We start from the raw sequence: 18335 nt of genomic DNA on the forward strand, positions 1-18335 counted from the left end.
CGATGTAGCCCCATATGGGTTTGAGTGTGCTTCGACCCTCTGTTCATCGCAGAGATTTCAGTGCGTCGACGGGAGAAAGATTGCATTTGGACGGAGACAATTTTGGCTCGTCGTGAACCTACGCAGAATTGTTTGGTGCTCCGTAAACTCATTGCAGATCTTTCGGACACATCTGTTGCACGCTTGGTTTTCGCACTCGAGTGTGTCGCGAGGCCGCACATCTTCAGCCGAACGCTCTGAGTAGCAGACGCTTGGCGCGGGCTTCCATGCTATGCCCTCATGGTTCTTGACGTCCCGATTGTTGCCGCCATGCTCGACTTCGAACCCCGTCGACACCGCCTGCTAGGCCAGGCGTCCGCCTTGCCCCGACGCATTCCGCGCGCTTTGCTCCACCTTCGCACCACCTGGGGGCTCCCTAAACTCGCCGAAGACCTCCAGGGCGAGAACCCGGACCTGGCGGAGGCTCATCCGCAATCCCTTGGCGAACCTTCTTCGTCCAGGCCGAGGGCCGCTCGATAGAGAGTCTGGGGATCTTTGCTGCTGATGGATCTGACCGTGGCGGCATGGTGGACCGCTATCGGCGACACGCAGGCAATGGTGGCAATGTCCACCGGGCCGACGGACACACCCGCCATACACGCTCCGCAGAGCGAACACGAATGCGCTCCTCATACGGTGATCGGACACCTGAAGGACAGTTGTCCTTCCCTACCCCCGATAAACATCCCAAATCGCTCGCGCGCGTGATCCGCTTCCGGCAACAAGTGGGCGTTCTTATTCTCCGCTGTTCGAGCCGGGACTGGTAGCGGACTTGGTGGACGGAGGTACAGAGCGAGATGCCCAATGGCCACGCCGCAATGTCGCTCAGCGCACGAACAGCCATACGGCCGTCAGACCGCCCAACACCAAGAGCCCCAGACTGGCGACCAGCGTTCCCTTGTTCCGGGCCCTGTAGGTGCCTTGCTCTATGTCGCGTCCCACGCGCCAGTAGCGATAGATGGACCACATCAACAGAGCCAACCCCAAGACCACCATCGCCCAACCCGCATTGCCGGTATCGCGGAGGAGCGCCCTGCCCGCAGGCGTTTCGCCGGACTGGATCAGGTACATGCTGAAGCGATTCAAGGTAATGCCAAAACCGATCAACGATACCGTCGTTCGCAGATAGCTAAGGTGCGTGCGTTCGTTGGCCAAATGGGACCTGACGTTGGAGATCCTCGTTCGATAGATGGCGAGCCGCGTGCGATAGGTAGCCAACTGGGTCGAAGCATTCATCTCACCCGCCTGCTGATCGAGGGTGGATGTCAGTTCATCGGGGAGGTTTGGTGGAGCGGGCATATCAGTCATGGCATTGCCTCATCTACATCAGTACCGAGCAAATTCTGGCTGTGGGGAGTCGACGTCGGAAGCGCCGCCGCTCTCATTGACTCCTGCAGTTCAATCAACGGCTGTTGCGGCACGTTTAACCTGCCGGTGCTCGGCCGATCGAGATCCAGCACCAGTGTCACGGCCAGGGTGAGCAATGCGAACAGCATGGTCGTGGCGCGCCGTTGCGCGCCACGTTCGTAGCCGACCATGACGGCTGAAGTGATAGTGAACAGTGCCAAGAGCCTCAGGATTCTCGCTGGGATATGCGCCTGTCGCGTTGCCTGCCGCGTTGCCGCCACATCGATAGATTCGTTTGTGGTGGTGATCAGCAATGCGGCCCTTGGAGTATCCCTGAACGAGGAGACCGCCCCCGTCAGAACCTCCCACAACTCTGCCTGCAACGCTTCGGTTTCCGCATACGCCTCATTTTCCTCTCGGGCGTTGGTCGCATACCCGTAGGCTACGCGCGAATCGACATATCGATACAAAATTTCCTGCAGCGTTTCGCGGTCTGGTGAATCCAGTAGCTGCGACCGCAACCATGTCGTTCCCAGCGAGTTGGCCTCGAGTACAACCAGTTCCCGGCGCGTGTCATAGCGATGCAGCGCGAGCGAAAAAGTGAAGCCGATCAGAAGCGCCAACAGCCCAAGTACCGACGTCATTGCAAAAGCGTCCTCCTGCTCGCTCCCTACCTTGGGCAGGCGCCTGCGCAGAGCGCAGCCAACTTCGCGCGCGAACACAAGCGCAGCAAAGAACACGAGGCCAAGCAGCCATAGCGGCATATACGGGTAGTCGTCGGAGATCAGGTCCACAACATCACCTCGATGCCTCCAGATGTTCCTAGCGGGGATACAGCAGGGTGACGATCAGGCGCACCCCCCAATCAGGGCCTCCTGGCGGGGCGTCGACATAAGCGCGCACGCCGCCGCCGAAGCTGATCATCTGCGCCCCCACTTTGGTGACCTTGCTTACCGTCAGATTCATCGGCACCGTCCACTGCTCACGCTCCCAGTCGTACGTCGACTCGATGTTGGTCGAGAGGGTGATGCCACCACCAAGTCCGTGCGAAACAAACGGTTGCAGGAAGGTGCTGTTGATGTCCACGCGTTCGCGCCCTCCTCCTACATCCACAATGTGGTTCGCGAGCACTCCGAAAGTCCACGGACCGTCCTGCTTCAGAACGACAAAGGTCGGGCCGATTCCCCACGTGTCCGCTCCCAAGTCGTCAGTGCCGGTGGGCAGCAGCGCCACAGGGCCGATGCCCCAGGTCAAGCCGCCTTTGGTAGCTTCCTTCGGGGAGAAAAACACGCTCTGCGTGATATCGCCAATACCTGCCTGGTCCGTTCCCGGGATCACATTCTTCTGGTAGGTCACCGGCAGGATCGTTCGCGAGATCAGATTCCAGTCTTCTGAAATCGAGATTGGCACCACGGGCTGGATGTTCAGGCTGTGGCGATAACCGTCCTGGCCGAACGTCTCGTCGTAGTTGTACTGGAACGGCACACTGATCAGCGCGGCCACTGGATTTGACAGTGCCTTGGCCAGTTCGTCCGCATCCGATTTCGATGGTTCCGCCGATGCTTTCGGCGTCTGCGCCAATACGCTTCCGCAGATCCCCAGCGAGAGCTCGACTGCGATCAAGGCAATGGCGCGAGTGCGATGCGGTTTCATGGGCAATTCCTTGCAACGGGAATGCGGCGCTGACGGCCATTGTCTTTGGAATTCGGCGTTGCGATCAGCGTTTGCAGGACAGCCTAGCAGCGGCCGCCCCCCGCAAAAAACAGCAAATTTACTGATGGCGTACCAGTAGAAATAGCAATTGCGAAACATGTGCGCGGGGACTGATCCTTGAGTCCGACCGGCCATGCCCCGGTGTCTTTGGAACTCTTTCTCGTGCGTTTACCTGCATGTCGCGCACGCCCATCGAACGTGGAAAAAGCTGCGCGTGAAGATGTGGCGCAGCCCCAGGGCGAACCGTTTCGCCTCCAAACCTGACGGAGACTCATCATGGCAACAGCCAAGAAAGCACCTGCAAACAAGAGCGGCCAGAAGCGTCCCAATATCCTCGTGATCTTCGGTGACGACATCGGCTATTGGAACGTGGGTGCCTATGCCCACGGCATGATGGGGCGCACGCCGAACATCGACAGCATCGCCGAGGGGGGCATGCTGTTCACCGACCACTACGGCCAGGCCAGCTGCACCGCCGGCCGCGCTGCATTCATCACCGGCCAGGTTCCGGTGCGCACTGGCATGACCACCATCGGCATCCCGGGGTCAAAGCTGGGCCTGCAGAAGGAAGACCCGACCCTGGCCGAGGTACTCAAGGCGCAGGGGTATGCGACCGCACAGTTCGGCAAGAACCACTTGGGCGACCGCAACGAGTTCCTGCCGACGGTGCACGGATTCGACGAGTGGTTCGGCAACCTCTATCACCTCAATGCCGAAGAGGAGCCGGAGCAGCTCGACTACCCGGGCCAGAAGAACCCCGAGTACACGAAGAAGTTCGGCCCGCGCGGCGTGCTGCATGCCTGGGCCACCAACAAGGACGACGCGACCGTGGACCCGACCTTCGGTCGCGTCGGCAAGCAGAAGATCGAGAACACCGGCATGCTCACCCGCAAGCGGATGGAAACCTTCGACAGCGAGGTGCTGGGCAAGACCCTGGACTACCTGGATCGCGTCGGCAAGGACGACAAGCCCTTCTTCTGCTGGTTCAACACCACCGCGATCCACATCTGGTCGCACTCGCCGAAGAAGTACATCCAGAAGGCGGTGGACGAAGGACGCGCCGAGCAGGACCTGGTGCGCGCCAAGATGCTCGAGCACGACGAGCAGATCGGCGTGCTGCTTGCCAAGCTCAAGGAATTGGGCGTGGACGACAACACCATCGTCGTCTACACCACCGACAACGGCAACGAGCTGATGCTGTGGCCCGATGGCGGCTATGCCCCGTTCCGCGGCGAGAAGGGCACTACCTGGGAAGGCGGCCTGCGCGTGCCGTGCCTGGTCAAGTGGCCGGGCCAGATCGCACCGCACAGCACGTCCAACGGCATCCAGAGCCATGAGGACCTGTTCGTCACCCTGGCGGCCGCCGCCGGAGCTCCCACCGTCAAGGAGGACCTGCTCAAGGGTCACACCATGAACGGGGTCAAGTACAAGGTCCACCTGGACGGCTACAACAACCTCGACCACTGGACCGGCAAGGCGGACAAGTCGGCGCGCCGTGCGTTCTTCTATTACGACGAGACTGACCTGATGGCGGTACGCGTGGATGGGTGGAAGATGCATATCGGGGTCAAGACCGACGGCATCTGGTGGAACGAGAAGTCGTACCCGAACGTACCGTACCTGTTCAACTTGTTGATGGATCCGATGGAGAAGATGGATCCGGAGTCGCACGAGTACGGCTACATCGGCCGCAAGTTCTTCGCGCACAAGATGTGGGCGCCGAACGCGTCCAAGCCGTTCCTGGCCGAGCACGTGCTCAGCTTCCAGAAGTACCCGCCGCGCCAGGGCGCCGACTCGCTGAGCCTGCACAAGGTCATGGAGAACGCGATGAACAAGCTGGAGTCTGCCGGTACGGCCAACAACTGAGTCAGGAAAACGGCCCCGGCCACGCCGCGATTCGCAGCGTGGCCGGGGCCGGCTGCACATTGCGGGCGTCGGCCCGCACAGCGCATTCGCTGCTGGTCACTGGGAAGGAGGGACCGTGGAGCAGATCATTCGCTTGTCGCGACAGGTCATCCCGCTGGCGATGCTGGGGCTGTTTACATTTTCGCTGCCTGCGCCAGCCCAGGAAACGGGCTGGGTCGGCTACCGGCACCTCGAATCGCGCCGGACGGGCGCGCACTTTCCCATCCGCATCCGTTAAGGGAGATCGACGATGGAAGGAGTAACCGGTCCCCGGCGTCCCGCCGTGGCGACGATGGCGGCAGCCATCCTTCTGATGTTGGTGGTTTCGCTCAGTGCGCTGGCCAAGCCCTCCAACAAATGGCGCATCGAGATGGATGGGCGCGCGAAGGTCGACGGCGAGATCGAACTGTCGATCGTGCCCGAGGGCGGCGTCGCCACGAACGTCGTGGTGGTCATCCCGGAAGGCACCTCGGAGAACAGCGCCGCGAGGATCATACGGGATGTACTCAGGAAGACATTCGGAAAGGACGTTTACCACGTCGAAGTGGATGACGGCGAAGATGTCCTGGTGAAAAAACGTGGCAGTACGCCGCGTTTCGATCTCATCGTGGTGCGCAACACCGCCGACGGTTTGCGATCGCACCTGCAGCGTGAGTGAACGGGCAGTGGAACCACCACGCATATCGTTCGTCACGTTGTACACAGGGTCTTGACTGCCGTCAGGGACAGACCACGTTCTGACATCGGCGGCCAGGATGCAAGGGGATTGGCGCAATGCCAGAGCTACGCCACTGCATGGGAAAGGTAGTCCTGGTCATCCTGTTGACCGCCTTGGCCTGTGCCGACGTGCAGGCGCAGGATGTATCGGTAACCAAGGACGATGGCAGTGCCACCTATGTTCCGGGCACGACCACGACCTACTCCGTCGTTGTCACCAACAACGGCGTGCTGGCCGCCAGCGACGTCCTGATCTCCGACCCCGAGCCCACTGGCCCGGCCGCGACATTCACCAGTTGGACCTGCACCGCCACGGGCACCGCCACCTGCCCGAACGCCAGTGGCAGCGGCAGTATTGCCGAAACCGCACCCAGCCTGCCCGGCGGCGACAGCCTGATCTACAGCGTGGTCGCGGACATTCCTTCGGATGCGCTTGGCCCGTTGACGAACGAAGCCTCGGTTTCCGCGTCAAGTCCCGACCCGGACACGGGCAACAACACCGCCAGCGATACCAACGCCGCCGAGCCGACGGCCGACCTGTCCATCACGAAAACGGGCAGCCCCGACCCCGCCCTGCCCGGCCAACCCTTCGGCTGGACTGTCACTGTCGACAACCTGGGTCCCTCCGACGCACCGGCCACGACGAGCGACACCGTGCCTTCGGAGGTCACTGGCCTGAGCGTCGGTGGCGCCGATGGTGCCAGTTGCACAGTGACCGGACAGCTGGTCGCGTGCGACTTCGGCAGCGTCCCGGCCGGCACTAGCCGGACCTACACCATCACCGGCGATCTCGACGCGAGCGCCACCGGCAGCGTCGACAATACCGCCACCGTCACCGCCGGCGGTACCGTCACCGACCCGGTTCCCGGCAACGACACATCGACCTCGATCACGCCGGTCATCGACTCCAGCAACAGCGTCGCAAAGACCGCCTCGCCGGCCAGCGGCACCGTAGTGGCTGTCGGCGACACGATCGCCTACACATTGACCACGACCGTTTCGGGTGCCAGCACCACCGATCCGATCGTGCTGACCGATACGCTCGATGCCGGGCTGAGCATCATCACGCCGCTGCCACCCGAGTGCAGCCAGGCCGGCCAAGTGCTGACCTGCACCATTCCCGCCGGCACGCCGCTGGGCGACTACGTCATCAACTATGCAGCGACGGTCAACACGACCGCGGGCGCCAGCGTCGGCAACGCCGTCACCGGCGGCGGTGCATGCCCGTCCTGCAGCACGACGCACGTTGTCGCGCGCGGTGTCAGCCTGACCAAGGCATGGGCGAATGCCCTCGACGGCGACACCGTGACCCTGTCCATTGCCGGCGACCCGGGCGAGGTCCTGGACAGCGTCGACGGCGGTTCCACGGCAGGTGCCACCACCACCGATGCCACCGCCAATGCGGTTGATGGTGCGACCGTCAACATCAGCGAGGCTTTCAGCGTGGGCGACCCGCTGAACTACGCCACCCAGTACGAATGCATCCAGGTTTCCGATGGTGCGGTCCTCGCCAGTGGAACGGGTACGGCAGGCAGTTTCACCATGCCTGCCGACACCGACGCAGCGTGCACGTTCACCAACGCACGGCAAGCGGTGGCCCTGAGCCTGTCCAAACAGTGGAACGACGCGCTGCAAGGCGACACCGCCACCGTCAGCAGCAACGGATTCACCAACGACTCGACATTGCCATCGACCGCCGACGCTACCGGCGACAACGTGACCATCGGCGGACCGGCCACGGTGTATGCCGGCGACTCCGGCACCATCGACGAAACCGTAACCAATCCGGACAACTACAACTCGACCCTGGCGTGCACCGGCAATGCGCAGCCCTTGAGTGGCAACACGCTGACCATCGATCCGGCCGACAGCGACATCACCTGCACCTGGACCAATGCGCGCAAGCCGGTCAACCTAGTTTTGCAGAAGACCTGGATGAGTGCGGCGATCGGCGAGACGGTGGACGTCACCGCGACCGGAAGCGCAACCTCGCCCATCGTCCTGAGCTCTATAGCCGATACGGCCACTGAGACCGACAACGCGTTGTTCCAGGTCTACGCGGGCGAGACCCTGGTCCTTTCCGAAACGTTCGCGACCGCCGGGAACGACGCCAACTACGCCAGCGAACTGGCCTGCATCGGTACCACCGGCCTGTCCGGCGATACCCTGGTGGTGGGGCCCGACGACACCGATATCACCTGCACTTTCACCAACACGCGCCTGCAGGCGACCCTCCAACTGGCCAAGGCCTGGGGTGCGAACAGCGGCACCGGCGACCAGGCGCAGATCGGGGCCACCACCGGGCTGCTCAACAACACCGACGCGTTCACCGCCACCGCCCCGACGCCCAACAACAGTGGGCCCGCGGTGACCGTCTACGCCGGCGAGCAGGCAACCCTGCCCGCCGAGACCATGCCCGGCGCGCTGCTGGACAACTATGGCGTCGCGCTGGCCTGCACCGGCGGCGCGCTGTCCGGCAACGACGGCAAGGCCAGCAACACGCTGGACATCCAGGCGGCGGACCAGGGCGCGAACATTGTCTGTACCTACACCAACAGCCGCACCGCCACCACGCTGACGCTGGAGAAAGTGTGGCTTAACGCCATCGCCGGGGACTCGATCGAGGTCGTGGCCGACCGCCCGGCAGGCGGCCTGCTCCCGCTGGCGTCCACCGCCACCGGCGGCGCCAGCCAGACCGAAACCGGCCCCGCGCAGGACGTGTACGCCGGTGAAGTCATCGACATGCTCGAGTCCTTCCTCGATGGCACGTCCAACAACTACGACATCACCATCGGATGCACCAACACCAGCGGCTTCGTACCGGGGCCGGGAGGAGTTGGCGGCACCCTGACCGTCGGCCCCGACGACGGTCCGATCACCTGCACCTGGACCAACGACCGCAAGAGCGCGCAGCTAGTGGTGCAGAAGGTATGGGCGGGCCCCAGCCCGGGCGCAACCGTCGACATCCCGGCGACCACCGGCTTCACCAACAACACACCGGCGTTCAGTTCCACCTTCCCGACCAACGACCAGGTCGGCCCGGTCGAGGTGTTCGTCGAGGAAATCGGCACGCTCGGTCCGGAAAGCTTCACCGACGGCGCCCCTGGCGACTTCGACAGCACCTTGACCTGCGATGGCTTCGACACCGACCCGAGCAACGGCCTGGCAATCAACGTCGCCGACGCCGACAGCACGATCACCTGCACCTACAGCAACACTTTCGTGCCCGATCCGGAACTGGCTGTCACGAAGACACCGGACGTCGCTACCGTCACGGCCGCGGGCGACGTGATCACCTACGACATCAGCGTCCAGAACACCGGCAACGTGCCGCTCAACGACGTGACCGTCACCGATCCGCTGATCGCGGCCACCCTGAGCTGCACCCCGGCCATTCCGGTTGCGACGCTGGCGCCCGGCGCGACGATCGACTGCCAGGGAACCTATACCGTCACCCAGGCCGACATCGACCGCAGTGGCAGCGGCGATGGCGTGGACGACGGCGTCATCAACAACCAAGTGACGACGAGCGCCACGGATGACGAAGGCACCGTCGTCAGTGGGAGCGACGAAGCCGACGTCACGCTGCCGGCGCAGGTCTTCACCATCGACTTCACCAAGACCCCGAATCTGGGCGACAGCGACGGCAGCGGCGCCGGCAGCGCGGGCGAAACCGTCGACTACACCTTCTCGGTGACCAACACCGGCAACAGCACGATCGAGACCCTCACCATCACCGATCCGCTGCTGCCGGGACTGGCCTGCGCCGCCCCCGGCCCGATCGCACCGGGCGACACCGTCACCTTCGGGGCAAGTGCCCCGCCCGCGGACGTGGCCTGCACCGACACCGGATATCTCATCACCCAGGCCGACATCGACAACCAGGGCGGCGGCGACATCGACATCGACAACGAGGCCACCGCCGACGGCACCGGACCGAATGGCGGCACCTCCAGTGCGGACGCGAGCGCCAGCCAGGCGATCGATCTGGCCGTGCCGGCCATCAACCTGGACAAGTCCGCGTCACCCACGTCGGTGACGGAACCCGGCCAGGTCATCACCTACACCTTCGTCGTCACCAACCCCGGCAACGTCACGCTCACCGGCGTGACCATCACCGATCCCCTGCCGGGGCTGGGGCCGCTCGACTGCGGTGCCGACACGCTTCCTGCCGACCTCGCGCCGGGGGCCTCGGTCACCTGTTCCGCGCAGTACACGGTCACCCAGGGCGACATCGACGCCGGCGGCGCGATCACCAACACCGCCGATGCCGACGGTACGTACGACGGCGCGGACATCAACGACGAGGACAGCGCCACGGTCGACGTCGATCCGGGCCCGGGCACCGCGGAACTGGTGAAGACGGCCGACAAGACCTCCGTCACCGACGTGGGCGAAGTCGTCACCTACACGTTCTCGGTGAACAACCCCGGGCCGCGCACGCTGCTGAACCTGCAGATCACCGACGACACGCTGCTCGGCGGCCTGTCCTGCAACGTCATTCCAAGCCTGGCACCAGACAGCAGTGCCACCTTCACCTGCACCGGCAACACCTATGCCGTGCAGCAATCCGACATAGACAACCAGGGCAATCCCGTCGCCGATAGCGGCGAACTGGTCAACACCGTCACCGGCCAGGCCGAGTACACCGACGGTGGTGACACGGTGACGGTCACCGACTCCGACAGCTGGACGGTCGAACTGCCGCCGCGCGGGCCGCAGATGGTGGTGACCAAGACGCCCGATGTCGGCTCGGTTCCGGGGCCGGACGCTCCGATCACCTACTCGTTCCAGGTCGAGAATATCGGCAACGTGACGCTGGAGAACCTGGCCATCAGTGATCCGCTGTTGCCGGGGCTTGCCTGCGATCCGATCGCATCGCTCGCGCCGGGCGACACCGCGACGTTCACCTGCACGGGCAACGTCTACACCGTTACCCAGGACGACATCGACACCGGCAGCAGCGACTTCCAGCCCGGTGACGGACAGATCGACAACGAAGCCACCGTCAGCGCCGAGGTGCCTGGCGGCACCACGCTGGAGGCCAGCGACCAGGCCGAGGTCAACCTGCCGGTCCGCCTGCCGGCCATGAGCCTGGTGAAGAGTGCCGATCCCGCGACGGTGACCGAGCCGGGCACGATCAACTACACCTTTACCGTCACCAACGACGGCAACGTGACCATCAATGACCTGAGCGTTTCCGATCCGATGCTCGGCCTGACTTGTCCAACGGTCGCGAGCCTGGGGCCGGGCGCTTCGGTGACCTTCGGTGGCGCGGATTCCGGCGCCGACCAGGTCTGCACGGGCACCACCCGCGAGGTCACCCAGGACGACATCGACGCCGGCGACCCGCTCGACAACACCGCCACCGCGAGCGGCCTGACCGACATCGGCGGCACGACCCCAGTGACTGCCACCGACACGCTGCAGGTCCCGATCGACCAGAACGCGGGACTGGCCTTCACCAAGACGGCGGATATCGAAATCGTCAACAATCCCGGCGAGCCGATCGTCTACACGATTACCGGCACCAACACCGGCAACGTCACGCTGGAGAACGTCGCTGTCGTCGACCCGCTGATCGCCGCGACGCTGAGCTGCACGCCGGCAACCCCGGTCGCGGCGTTGGCGCCGGGCGAGGGTTTCAGCTGCACCGGGACCTACATCGCCACCCAGGAGGATTTCGACACCCGTGGCGGCGGCGACGGGGTGATCGAGAACCTGGCCACCGCCAGCTGGAATGGCGGTAGCCAGAACGCATCCGACGACGTTGCCATCGCGCCGCAGACGCAATCGCTGACCATCGACAAGAGCGCCGGCACACCCACAGTCGACCAGGGCGCGGACGCGGCCGTGACCGACGCCGGCGACACCATCCCCTACACCTTCGTGGTCGAGAACACCGGCAACGTGACGCTGGCCGACATCGCGATCACCGACCCCAACCTCGACACCCCTGCCGTCTGCGACAAGGCCGAAATCCCGGCGACCACGCCGCCGGATTCGGTCACGACATGCACCGGCGTGCACACCATCACCCAAGCGGAGATGGACGCGGGCATCGTCCCCAACAGCGCGACCGCCCAGGGCACGCCGCCCGGCAGCACCCGGATCAGTTCCCAGCCCGATACGGCCGAAGTGATCCTCGACCGCGAACCTGCGATCGAGCTGACCAAGACCGCGAGCGAACCGACGGTCAACCTGGGCACGCTGCCGGACGTTACCGATTCCGGAGACCAGGTCACCTACACCTTCGTGGCCGAGAACACCGGCAACGTGACCCTGCGCGCGGTCGACGTCACCGATGCGCTCATGCCGGGCGTCGACCTGGTGTGCTCGCCGCTGCAACTGGAACCCGGGCAAGTCGCCGCCTGCGGGACGGCCACCTACACGTTGACCCAGGCCGACGTCGATGCCGGTGTGGTAACCAATGAAGCCACCGCTACCGGCCTTGATCCGACTGACGCGACGGTATCCGACGACGATGCCGTGGACGTTCCCATCGTGTCCGAACCGCTGCTGACGCTCGCCAAGAGCGGATCGCCCGCCGAGGTATCGGCCGCCAGCCAGACGGTGACCTACAGTTTCCTGGTCACCAACGAGGGCAACGTGACCCTCGCCGCACTCCAGATCAACGAAGTCGCGTTCACCGGCAGCGGCACGATGTCCGCGATCACCTGCCCGGCGACCACGCTCGCGCCGGGTGCATCGACGACCTGCACCGCGACCTATGCCGTGAGCCAGGCCGACATCGACCAGGGTTCGATCGACAACGCCGCCAATGCCACCGCCACCACCCCCGAGCTCACACCGGTCACGAGCAACGACTCCAGCTTCACGGTCACGGTGGACCTCGAGCCCGCGATGGTCCTCACCAAGACGGCGACGCTGGACGACCCGAACGGCAACACGACGGCGGATGCCGGTGAAGTCGTCACCTACACGGTCTCGGTGGGGAACAGCGGCAACGTGACCCTGTCGAACCTGGTAGTGACGGATGTGTTCGAGGGTGGCGCGCCGACGGCGCTGAGCTGCGCTCCGACAACACTGGAGCCGACGCAGACCGCGACCTGCGTGGCGTACACGCACGTTGTCACACAGGACGAGGTGAATGCCGGCGGCGCGCTGGACAACACGGCGACGGCGACGGCGGACCCGCCAACCGGTGCCGCGGTGACCGCGGCCGACAGCGAGTCGGTGCCGCTGACAGCAGCGACGCCGGAGCTGACGCTGACCAAGACCGCCACCCTGGACGATACCGACGGCAGCACGACGGCCGATGCCGAGGAGGTCGTCACCTACACGGTGGAAGTGCAGAACACCGGCAACGTCACGCTGGTGAACCTGGCGGTGACGGACATATTCGAAGGCGGCGCGCCAACGACGCTGGGCTGCGCGCCGGCGGCGCTGGCGCCGGGTGACACGGCAACCTGTACTTCGTACACCCATGTGGTCACGCAGGCCGAAGTGGATGCCGGCGGCACGCTGGACAACACGGCCACGGCGATGGCGGACCCGCCGACAGGCGCGGCAGTGACTGCGGACGACAGCGAATCGGTGCCACTGACGGCTTCGACTCCCGGGCTGACGGTAACCAAGACGGTCGACCTGGCCGATGGGGATGGCAACACGACCGCGGATGCGGGTGAGATCATCACCTATACGGTCTCGGTGGAGAACACCGGCAACGTCACGCTGTCCAACCTCACAGTGACGGACGTGCTCGAAGGTGGCGCGCCGACGACGCTGGGCTGTTCGCCGACGACGCTGGCGCCGGGTGACACGGCAACCTGTACCGCGTATACGCACCTGGTCACGCAGGCCGACGTGGACGCCGGCGGCACGCTGGACAACACCGCGACGGCGACGGCGGAGCCGCCCACGGGCGCGGCGATAACCGTGGACGACAACGCATCGGTGCCACTGTCCGCATCGTCTCCGTTGCTGACGGTGACCAAGACGGCGGTGCTGGATGATCTGAACGGCAACACGACGGCCGATGCCGGCGAGACCATCAACTACACGGTGGAAGTGCAGAACAACGGCAACGTCACCTTGTCGAACCTGGCGGTCACGGACGTATTCGAAGGTGGCACGCCAACCACACTGAGCTGCGCGCCGACGACGCTGGCACCGGGCGATACGGCGACCTGCGACGATTACACCCACCTTGTCACCCAGGCCGAAGAGGATGCCGGCGGCACGCTGGACAACACGGCCACTGCGACAGCGGACCCGCCGACAGGCGCGGCAGTGACCGCGGCCGACAGCGAATCGGTCGAGCTGACGCCGGCGGATCCGGAGCTGACGCTGGCCAAGACGGTGACGCCGACCACGGCGACGGGAGCGGGCGACACGGTGGCGTACAGCTTCGAGGTCACCAATACCGGCAATGTGACGATCGACAACCTGTCGATCAACGAGACGGAGTTCTCCGGCACCGGCACGCCGCCGACGGTCAGCTGCCCGGTGACGACGCTGGCGCCGACGGAAATGACGCTCTGCACATCGACGGACTACACGGTCACCCAGGCCGACGTGAACGCCGGCGTGGTCGACAACACCGCACAGGCGGTCGGCACGGACCCGGCAGCGGCGGTAGTGACGAGTGTCGATGCCAGCGCCCAGGTGACGATCGCCGCGGCGCCGGCGCTGACCCTGGTCAAGACGGTGACCCCGACCACGGCCGTGGCCGCGGGCGACCTGGTGACGTACAGCTTTGATGTCACCAACAGCGGCAACGTCACGATCGACAACCTGTCGATCAACGAAACCGTCTTCTCCGGCACCGGCACGCCGCCGACGATCAGCTGCCCGGTGACGACGCTGGCCCCGACGGAAACGACAACCTGCACGTCGACGGACTACGCGGTCACCCAGGCCGACGTCAACGCCGGCGTGGTCGACAACACCGCCCAGGCTACCGGCACCGACCCAGCCGCAGCCACGGTCACCAGCGCCGATGCCAGCGCCCAGGTGACGATCGCCGCGGCACCGGCCCTGGTCCTGGACAAGACCGCAACAGTCGCCGACACGAATGGCGACGGCATCACCGGCAATGCCGGCGACACGATCACCTACGCCTTCAGCATGCAGAACACCGGCAACGTCTCGCTTGCCCCGGTGACGGTCAGCGACCCCCTGCTCCCCGCCCTGGACTGCTCGCTGGCGACGCTCGATCCGGGTGAAACGGCCAGTTGCGCGGCAACCGGCAACACCTACGTCATCACCGTCGCGGATGAAACCAACGGCACGGTCGACAACACCGCCACCGGGACCGGCGATGCGCCCGGCCCGGCGCCGGACCCGACCGCGACCGATACCGAGACCACGCCCACGCAGGTCACTCCGGCCGCGACCACGGTACTCAAGACCTCCGTCCCGGCCTCCGGCGAGGAAGTCGCGCCCGGCGACACAATCACGTTCACCGTGACCGCCACGGTTGCCAACGCGGCCCTGCACGAGGAGATCACCCTGACCGACACGATCGGGGACGGCATGACCTTCGTCGCGGTGACCGACGCGGGCGCGTTCACCTGCAACGCCGCCAACCCGCTGGTCTGCACGCTGCCGGCCGGCACCGCGCAGGGCAGCTATCCGTTGGTCTACACCGCGACCGTCGATGCCGACGCGACCGGCTCGGTCGGCAACAGCGTGATCGCATCGAAAGACCCCGGCGTGGACCCCGACCCGGTCTGCACCACGTGCGACACCGACCACCCGGTGGTACCGGCGACGACGACAGTGAACAAGTCCTCCGATCCGGCATCCGGCACCGTGGTGGTGCCGGGCGACACCCTGGCCTTCACCCTGTCGGTCGAAGTGTCGGGGTCGGCGCTGACCCAGCCGCTGACGCTCACCGATACTCCCGGCCCGGGCCTTACCTTCGGTTCCGTCACCAGCGCCGGAGACTTCACCTGCAGCGGCAGCCTGGTCTGCACCCTGCCCGCCGGCACCCTGCCCGGGACCTACGAGGTGACCTACACCGCGACCGTCGACGCCGACGCCAGCGGCGTCGTGGTCAACAACGTGGTGCCCACCAATCCGCCGGACGGCGACCCGGATCCGGTCTGCGGCACCTGTTCGACCGACCACACCGTCGCCCGTCCGTCGCTGGAAACCGCCAAGGAGATGTCCAGCTACGAGGACCTCGATGGCAATGGCGAGGTCAGCACCGGCGACATCCTGACCTACACCGTGACGGCGACCAACACCGGCAACGTGCCGCTGGCGAACGTCATCATCAGGGACCCGATGATCGACCCGGCGAGCACCACCTGCCCGCTGCTCGCGCCGGGCGAGGTGTGCACGCTGGAAGGTATCTACACGGTGGTCCAGGCCGACACTGACGCGGGCCAGGTGGTCAACGACGCAACCTCGTCGGCGGAGCCGCCGCCGGACTACCCCCCACTGCCGCCCGAAGCCTGTCCGGCCGGATCGACCTCGTCCAACTGCGCGGCCGACAATGTCACCCCGGTCATCCAGCGCCCGGCCATCGCCGCGACCAAGACCGCCGTGCTCATCGTGGACAACGCCACCCCCGGCAAGGGCAACATCGACGACGTGATCACCTACTCGGTGACCGCGACCAATACCGGCAACATCACCCTTGCGGACGTCGTGGTCACCGATACCTTCCAGAACGGTACGCCGGTCACACTGTCGTGCGCGCCGACCGTCCTGACACCCGGCCAGACCGCCACCTGCGCCAGCTACGAGCACGTGATCACCGAGGCCGAGGTCCATTCCGGGGAGGAGATACTGCTCAACACCATCCTGGCCCAAGGCAACGCGGGCACCGTCTCTGGCACCATCGAAGTAACCGCTACCGCGGCAGCCGAGATCGAGGTGCAGAACGAGCCGGCGCAATTGCGCCTGAGCAAGGTCGCGGGCGTACGCCAGGTCAACATTGGCGACCTGGTGCGCTACACCCTCACCGTGGAAAACACCGGTGACATCGACCTGGTCGACGGCTACCTGATCGACACGCCCGCACCGGGATTCACCTACGTCGACGGTTCGCTGCAGGGCGACGACGACGACGATTTCGTCACCGCTTCCGGCTCGTCGCCGCTTCGAGTGTCCGACCTCGATATCGCCGCCGGCAACAGCGCCATCCTGACCTACCTGATGCGGGTCGGCGCGGGCGTGCAGCCGGGTGTGCAGATCAACCGGGCCGTGGCGTTCGATCCCGCCTACGACGGCCCGGCCTCCAACGTGGCGACGGCCGAAGTGGTGCTGGGCAGCGATCCGCTGCTGGATGAAAGCCTGATCTCCGGCACCGCCTTCAACGATCGCGATGGCGACGGCTGGCAGGACGGTGCCTCGCTTACCGACGTGCGTGCGCAGGGTGGCTTCGCACCGGGCGCCTACATCGCCGGTTCGACTACAATCGATCGTGGTGACGGCCCGCAACCCAAGCCGGATGCCAGTGCCCCGCTGCTTCACGGCATCGACCTGGACCGCATCGAGGGCCGACAGTCGGTGGCCGACCCGGCCTCCGCGCACCAGGTGGTCATCCGCCAGCACCTGCACGAACTCGCCTTCACCGATGACTTCGTGCTCACCAACAGCCAAGGCGCCACCGTGCGCATGGCCGCCGACGGCAGCACCACCGTGGAGAAGGACGACGACGCCGCCAAGGGCCTCACCGCCGCGGCGCCAACCGTGGAGCGCGAGGTGGTGCAGGCCGCCGACGGTTACGAAGTCGCGTACGTGGTGCGCAACGAAGGCATCGCCGAACGCGGCATCCCGGGCGTGCGCATCGCATCGGTGGAAGGCCTTCTCATGGAAACCGACCAGTACGGGCGCTACCACCTGGTCGGCATCGATGCCGGCCAGTCGGCACGCGGTCGCAACTTCATCCTCAAGGTCGATACGGCAACGCTGCCCCCCGCCGCGGAGCTGACCACCGAGAACCCGAAGGTGCGCCGTGTCACCGGCGGCGTACCGACCCGCTTCGACTTCGGCGTGCGCCTGCCGGAGCAGCCGATCCGTGGCAGCCGGGTCGTCGAGATGGAGATCGGCGCGGTGCTGTTCGCCCCAGGCAGTGCGCAGGTGCAGCCGCACTACCTGCCGGTGATCGACAGCATGGTCGAGCAGGTGGAGCAGCATGGCGGCGGCGAAGTCGTCATCACTTCCGACGGCGAAACCGAAGCACTGGCCTTCGCCCGGGCCAACGCTGTGGGCACGCTGCTGGACGAGCGCCTGGAAGACCCGCTGCGCGGACAGGTGGCACTGAGCGTTCGCGCCGATGCCGACGATCCCGCGTCGCTGGTCGCAGGCGTGGCCGAAGGCGGGCCGGTGCTGGGCACGCTGCTGTTCGACACCGACAGGGCCACGATACAACCGCGCTTCGATGCCTTGCTCGACGAAGTTGCCAGGGTGCTGGCCAGCAGCGGTGGCGACACGGTGTCCATCATCGGCCACGCGGACCGTCGCGGCAGCCGCGAGTACAACGCGGCGCTTGGCCTGCGCCGCGCCAGTGCCGTCCATGAAGCATTGGTCCGGCGGCTTCCACCGGACGCGCGCCAGCGCCTGAGGGTGGAAGTGCGGCCCGATCCCGATGCCCCGCTCGAGGCGCCACAAGGGGAGGTCGGACCGTGAACCTCCGC

Annotated in this window: 7 protein-coding genes; 4 read left to right on the top strand and 3 right to left on the bottom strand. The window is 65.5% G+C overall.

What is annotated here, in order from left to right:
* Positions 1-864: 864 nt before the first annotated feature.
* From ACT9AS_RS08545 to ACT9AS_RS08555, 3 genes are read right to left on the bottom strand one after another with little or no spacing between them, the layout of a single operon-like run.
* Entirely contained in the window at positions 865-1347 is a 483-nt protein-coding gene (locus ACT9AS_RS08545) for a DUF202 domain-containing protein (protein ID WP_445099684.1), read from the bottom strand.
* On the bottom strand, positions 1344-2180 hold the full coding sequence (locus ACT9AS_RS08550; RefSeq protein WP_445099685.1) for a bestrophin-like domain: 837 nt from the start codon (positions 2178-2180) through the stop codon (positions 1344-1346). Before ACT9AS_RS08550 ends, ACT9AS_RS08545 begins: the two co-directional genes overlap by 4 nt.
* A 28-nt stretch (positions 2181-2208) precedes the next feature.
* Positions 2209-3039: a transporter gene (locus ACT9AS_RS08555; protein ID WP_445099686.1), complete on the bottom strand. Its 831-nt coding sequence runs from the start codon at positions 3037-3039 to the stop codon at positions 2209-2211.
* Positions 3040-3375: 336 nt separating this feature from the next.
* Here ACT9AS_RS08555 and ACT9AS_RS08560 point away from each other — a divergent pair, with 336 nt between their 5' ends.
* From ACT9AS_RS08560 to ACT9AS_RS08575, 4 genes are all read left to right on the top strand, one after another.
* A complete protein-coding gene (locus ACT9AS_RS08560) occupies positions 3376-4965 on the top strand; it encodes a sulfatase-like hydrolase/transferase (protein ID WP_445099687.1) in 1590 nt (529 codons plus the stop codon).
* Positions 4966-5080: 115 nt separating this feature from the next.
* Positions 5081-5242 (top strand): hypothetical protein, encoded by a 162-nt coding sequence (locus ACT9AS_RS08565; RefSeq protein ID WP_445099688.1) that lies wholly within the window; start codon positions 5081-5083, stop codon positions 5240-5242.
* 12 nt (positions 5243-5254) lie between these two features.
* A complete protein-coding gene (locus ACT9AS_RS08570; protein WP_445099689.1) occupies positions 5255-5662 on the top strand; it encodes a hypothetical protein in 408 nt (135 codons plus the stop codon).
* Positions 5663-5799: 137 nt separating this feature from the next.
* Positions 5800-18327, top strand: a complete 12528-nt coding sequence (locus ACT9AS_RS08575) for a DUF7507 domain-containing protein (RefSeq protein WP_445099690.1) — start codon at positions 5800-5802, stop codon at positions 18325-18327.
* The last annotated feature ends 8 nt before the right edge of the window (positions 18328-18335 follow it).

The organism is Lysobacter sp. F60174L2 (assembly GCF_052547135.1).

Coding starts and splice junctions, on each gene's coding strand:
- ACT9AS_RS08545 (WP_445099684.1), bottom strand. CDS start 1,347: ATGACTGATATGCCCGCTCCACCAAACCTCCCCGATGAACTGACATCC.
- ACT9AS_RS08555 (WP_445099686.1), bottom strand. CDS start 3,039: ATGAAACCGCATCGCACTCGCGCCATTGCCTTGATCGCAGTCGAGCTC.
- ACT9AS_RS08560 (WP_445099687.1), top strand. CDS start 3,376: ATGGCAACAGCCAAGAAAGCACCTGCAAACAAGAGCGGCCAGAAGCGT.
- ACT9AS_RS08570 (WP_445099689.1), top strand. CDS start 5,255: ATGGAAGGAGTAACCGGTCCCCGGCGTCCCGCCGTGGCGACGATGGCG.
- ACT9AS_RS08575 (WP_445099690.1), top strand. CDS start 5,800: ATGGGAAAGGTAGTCCTGGTCATCCTGTTGACCGCCTTGGCCTGTGCC.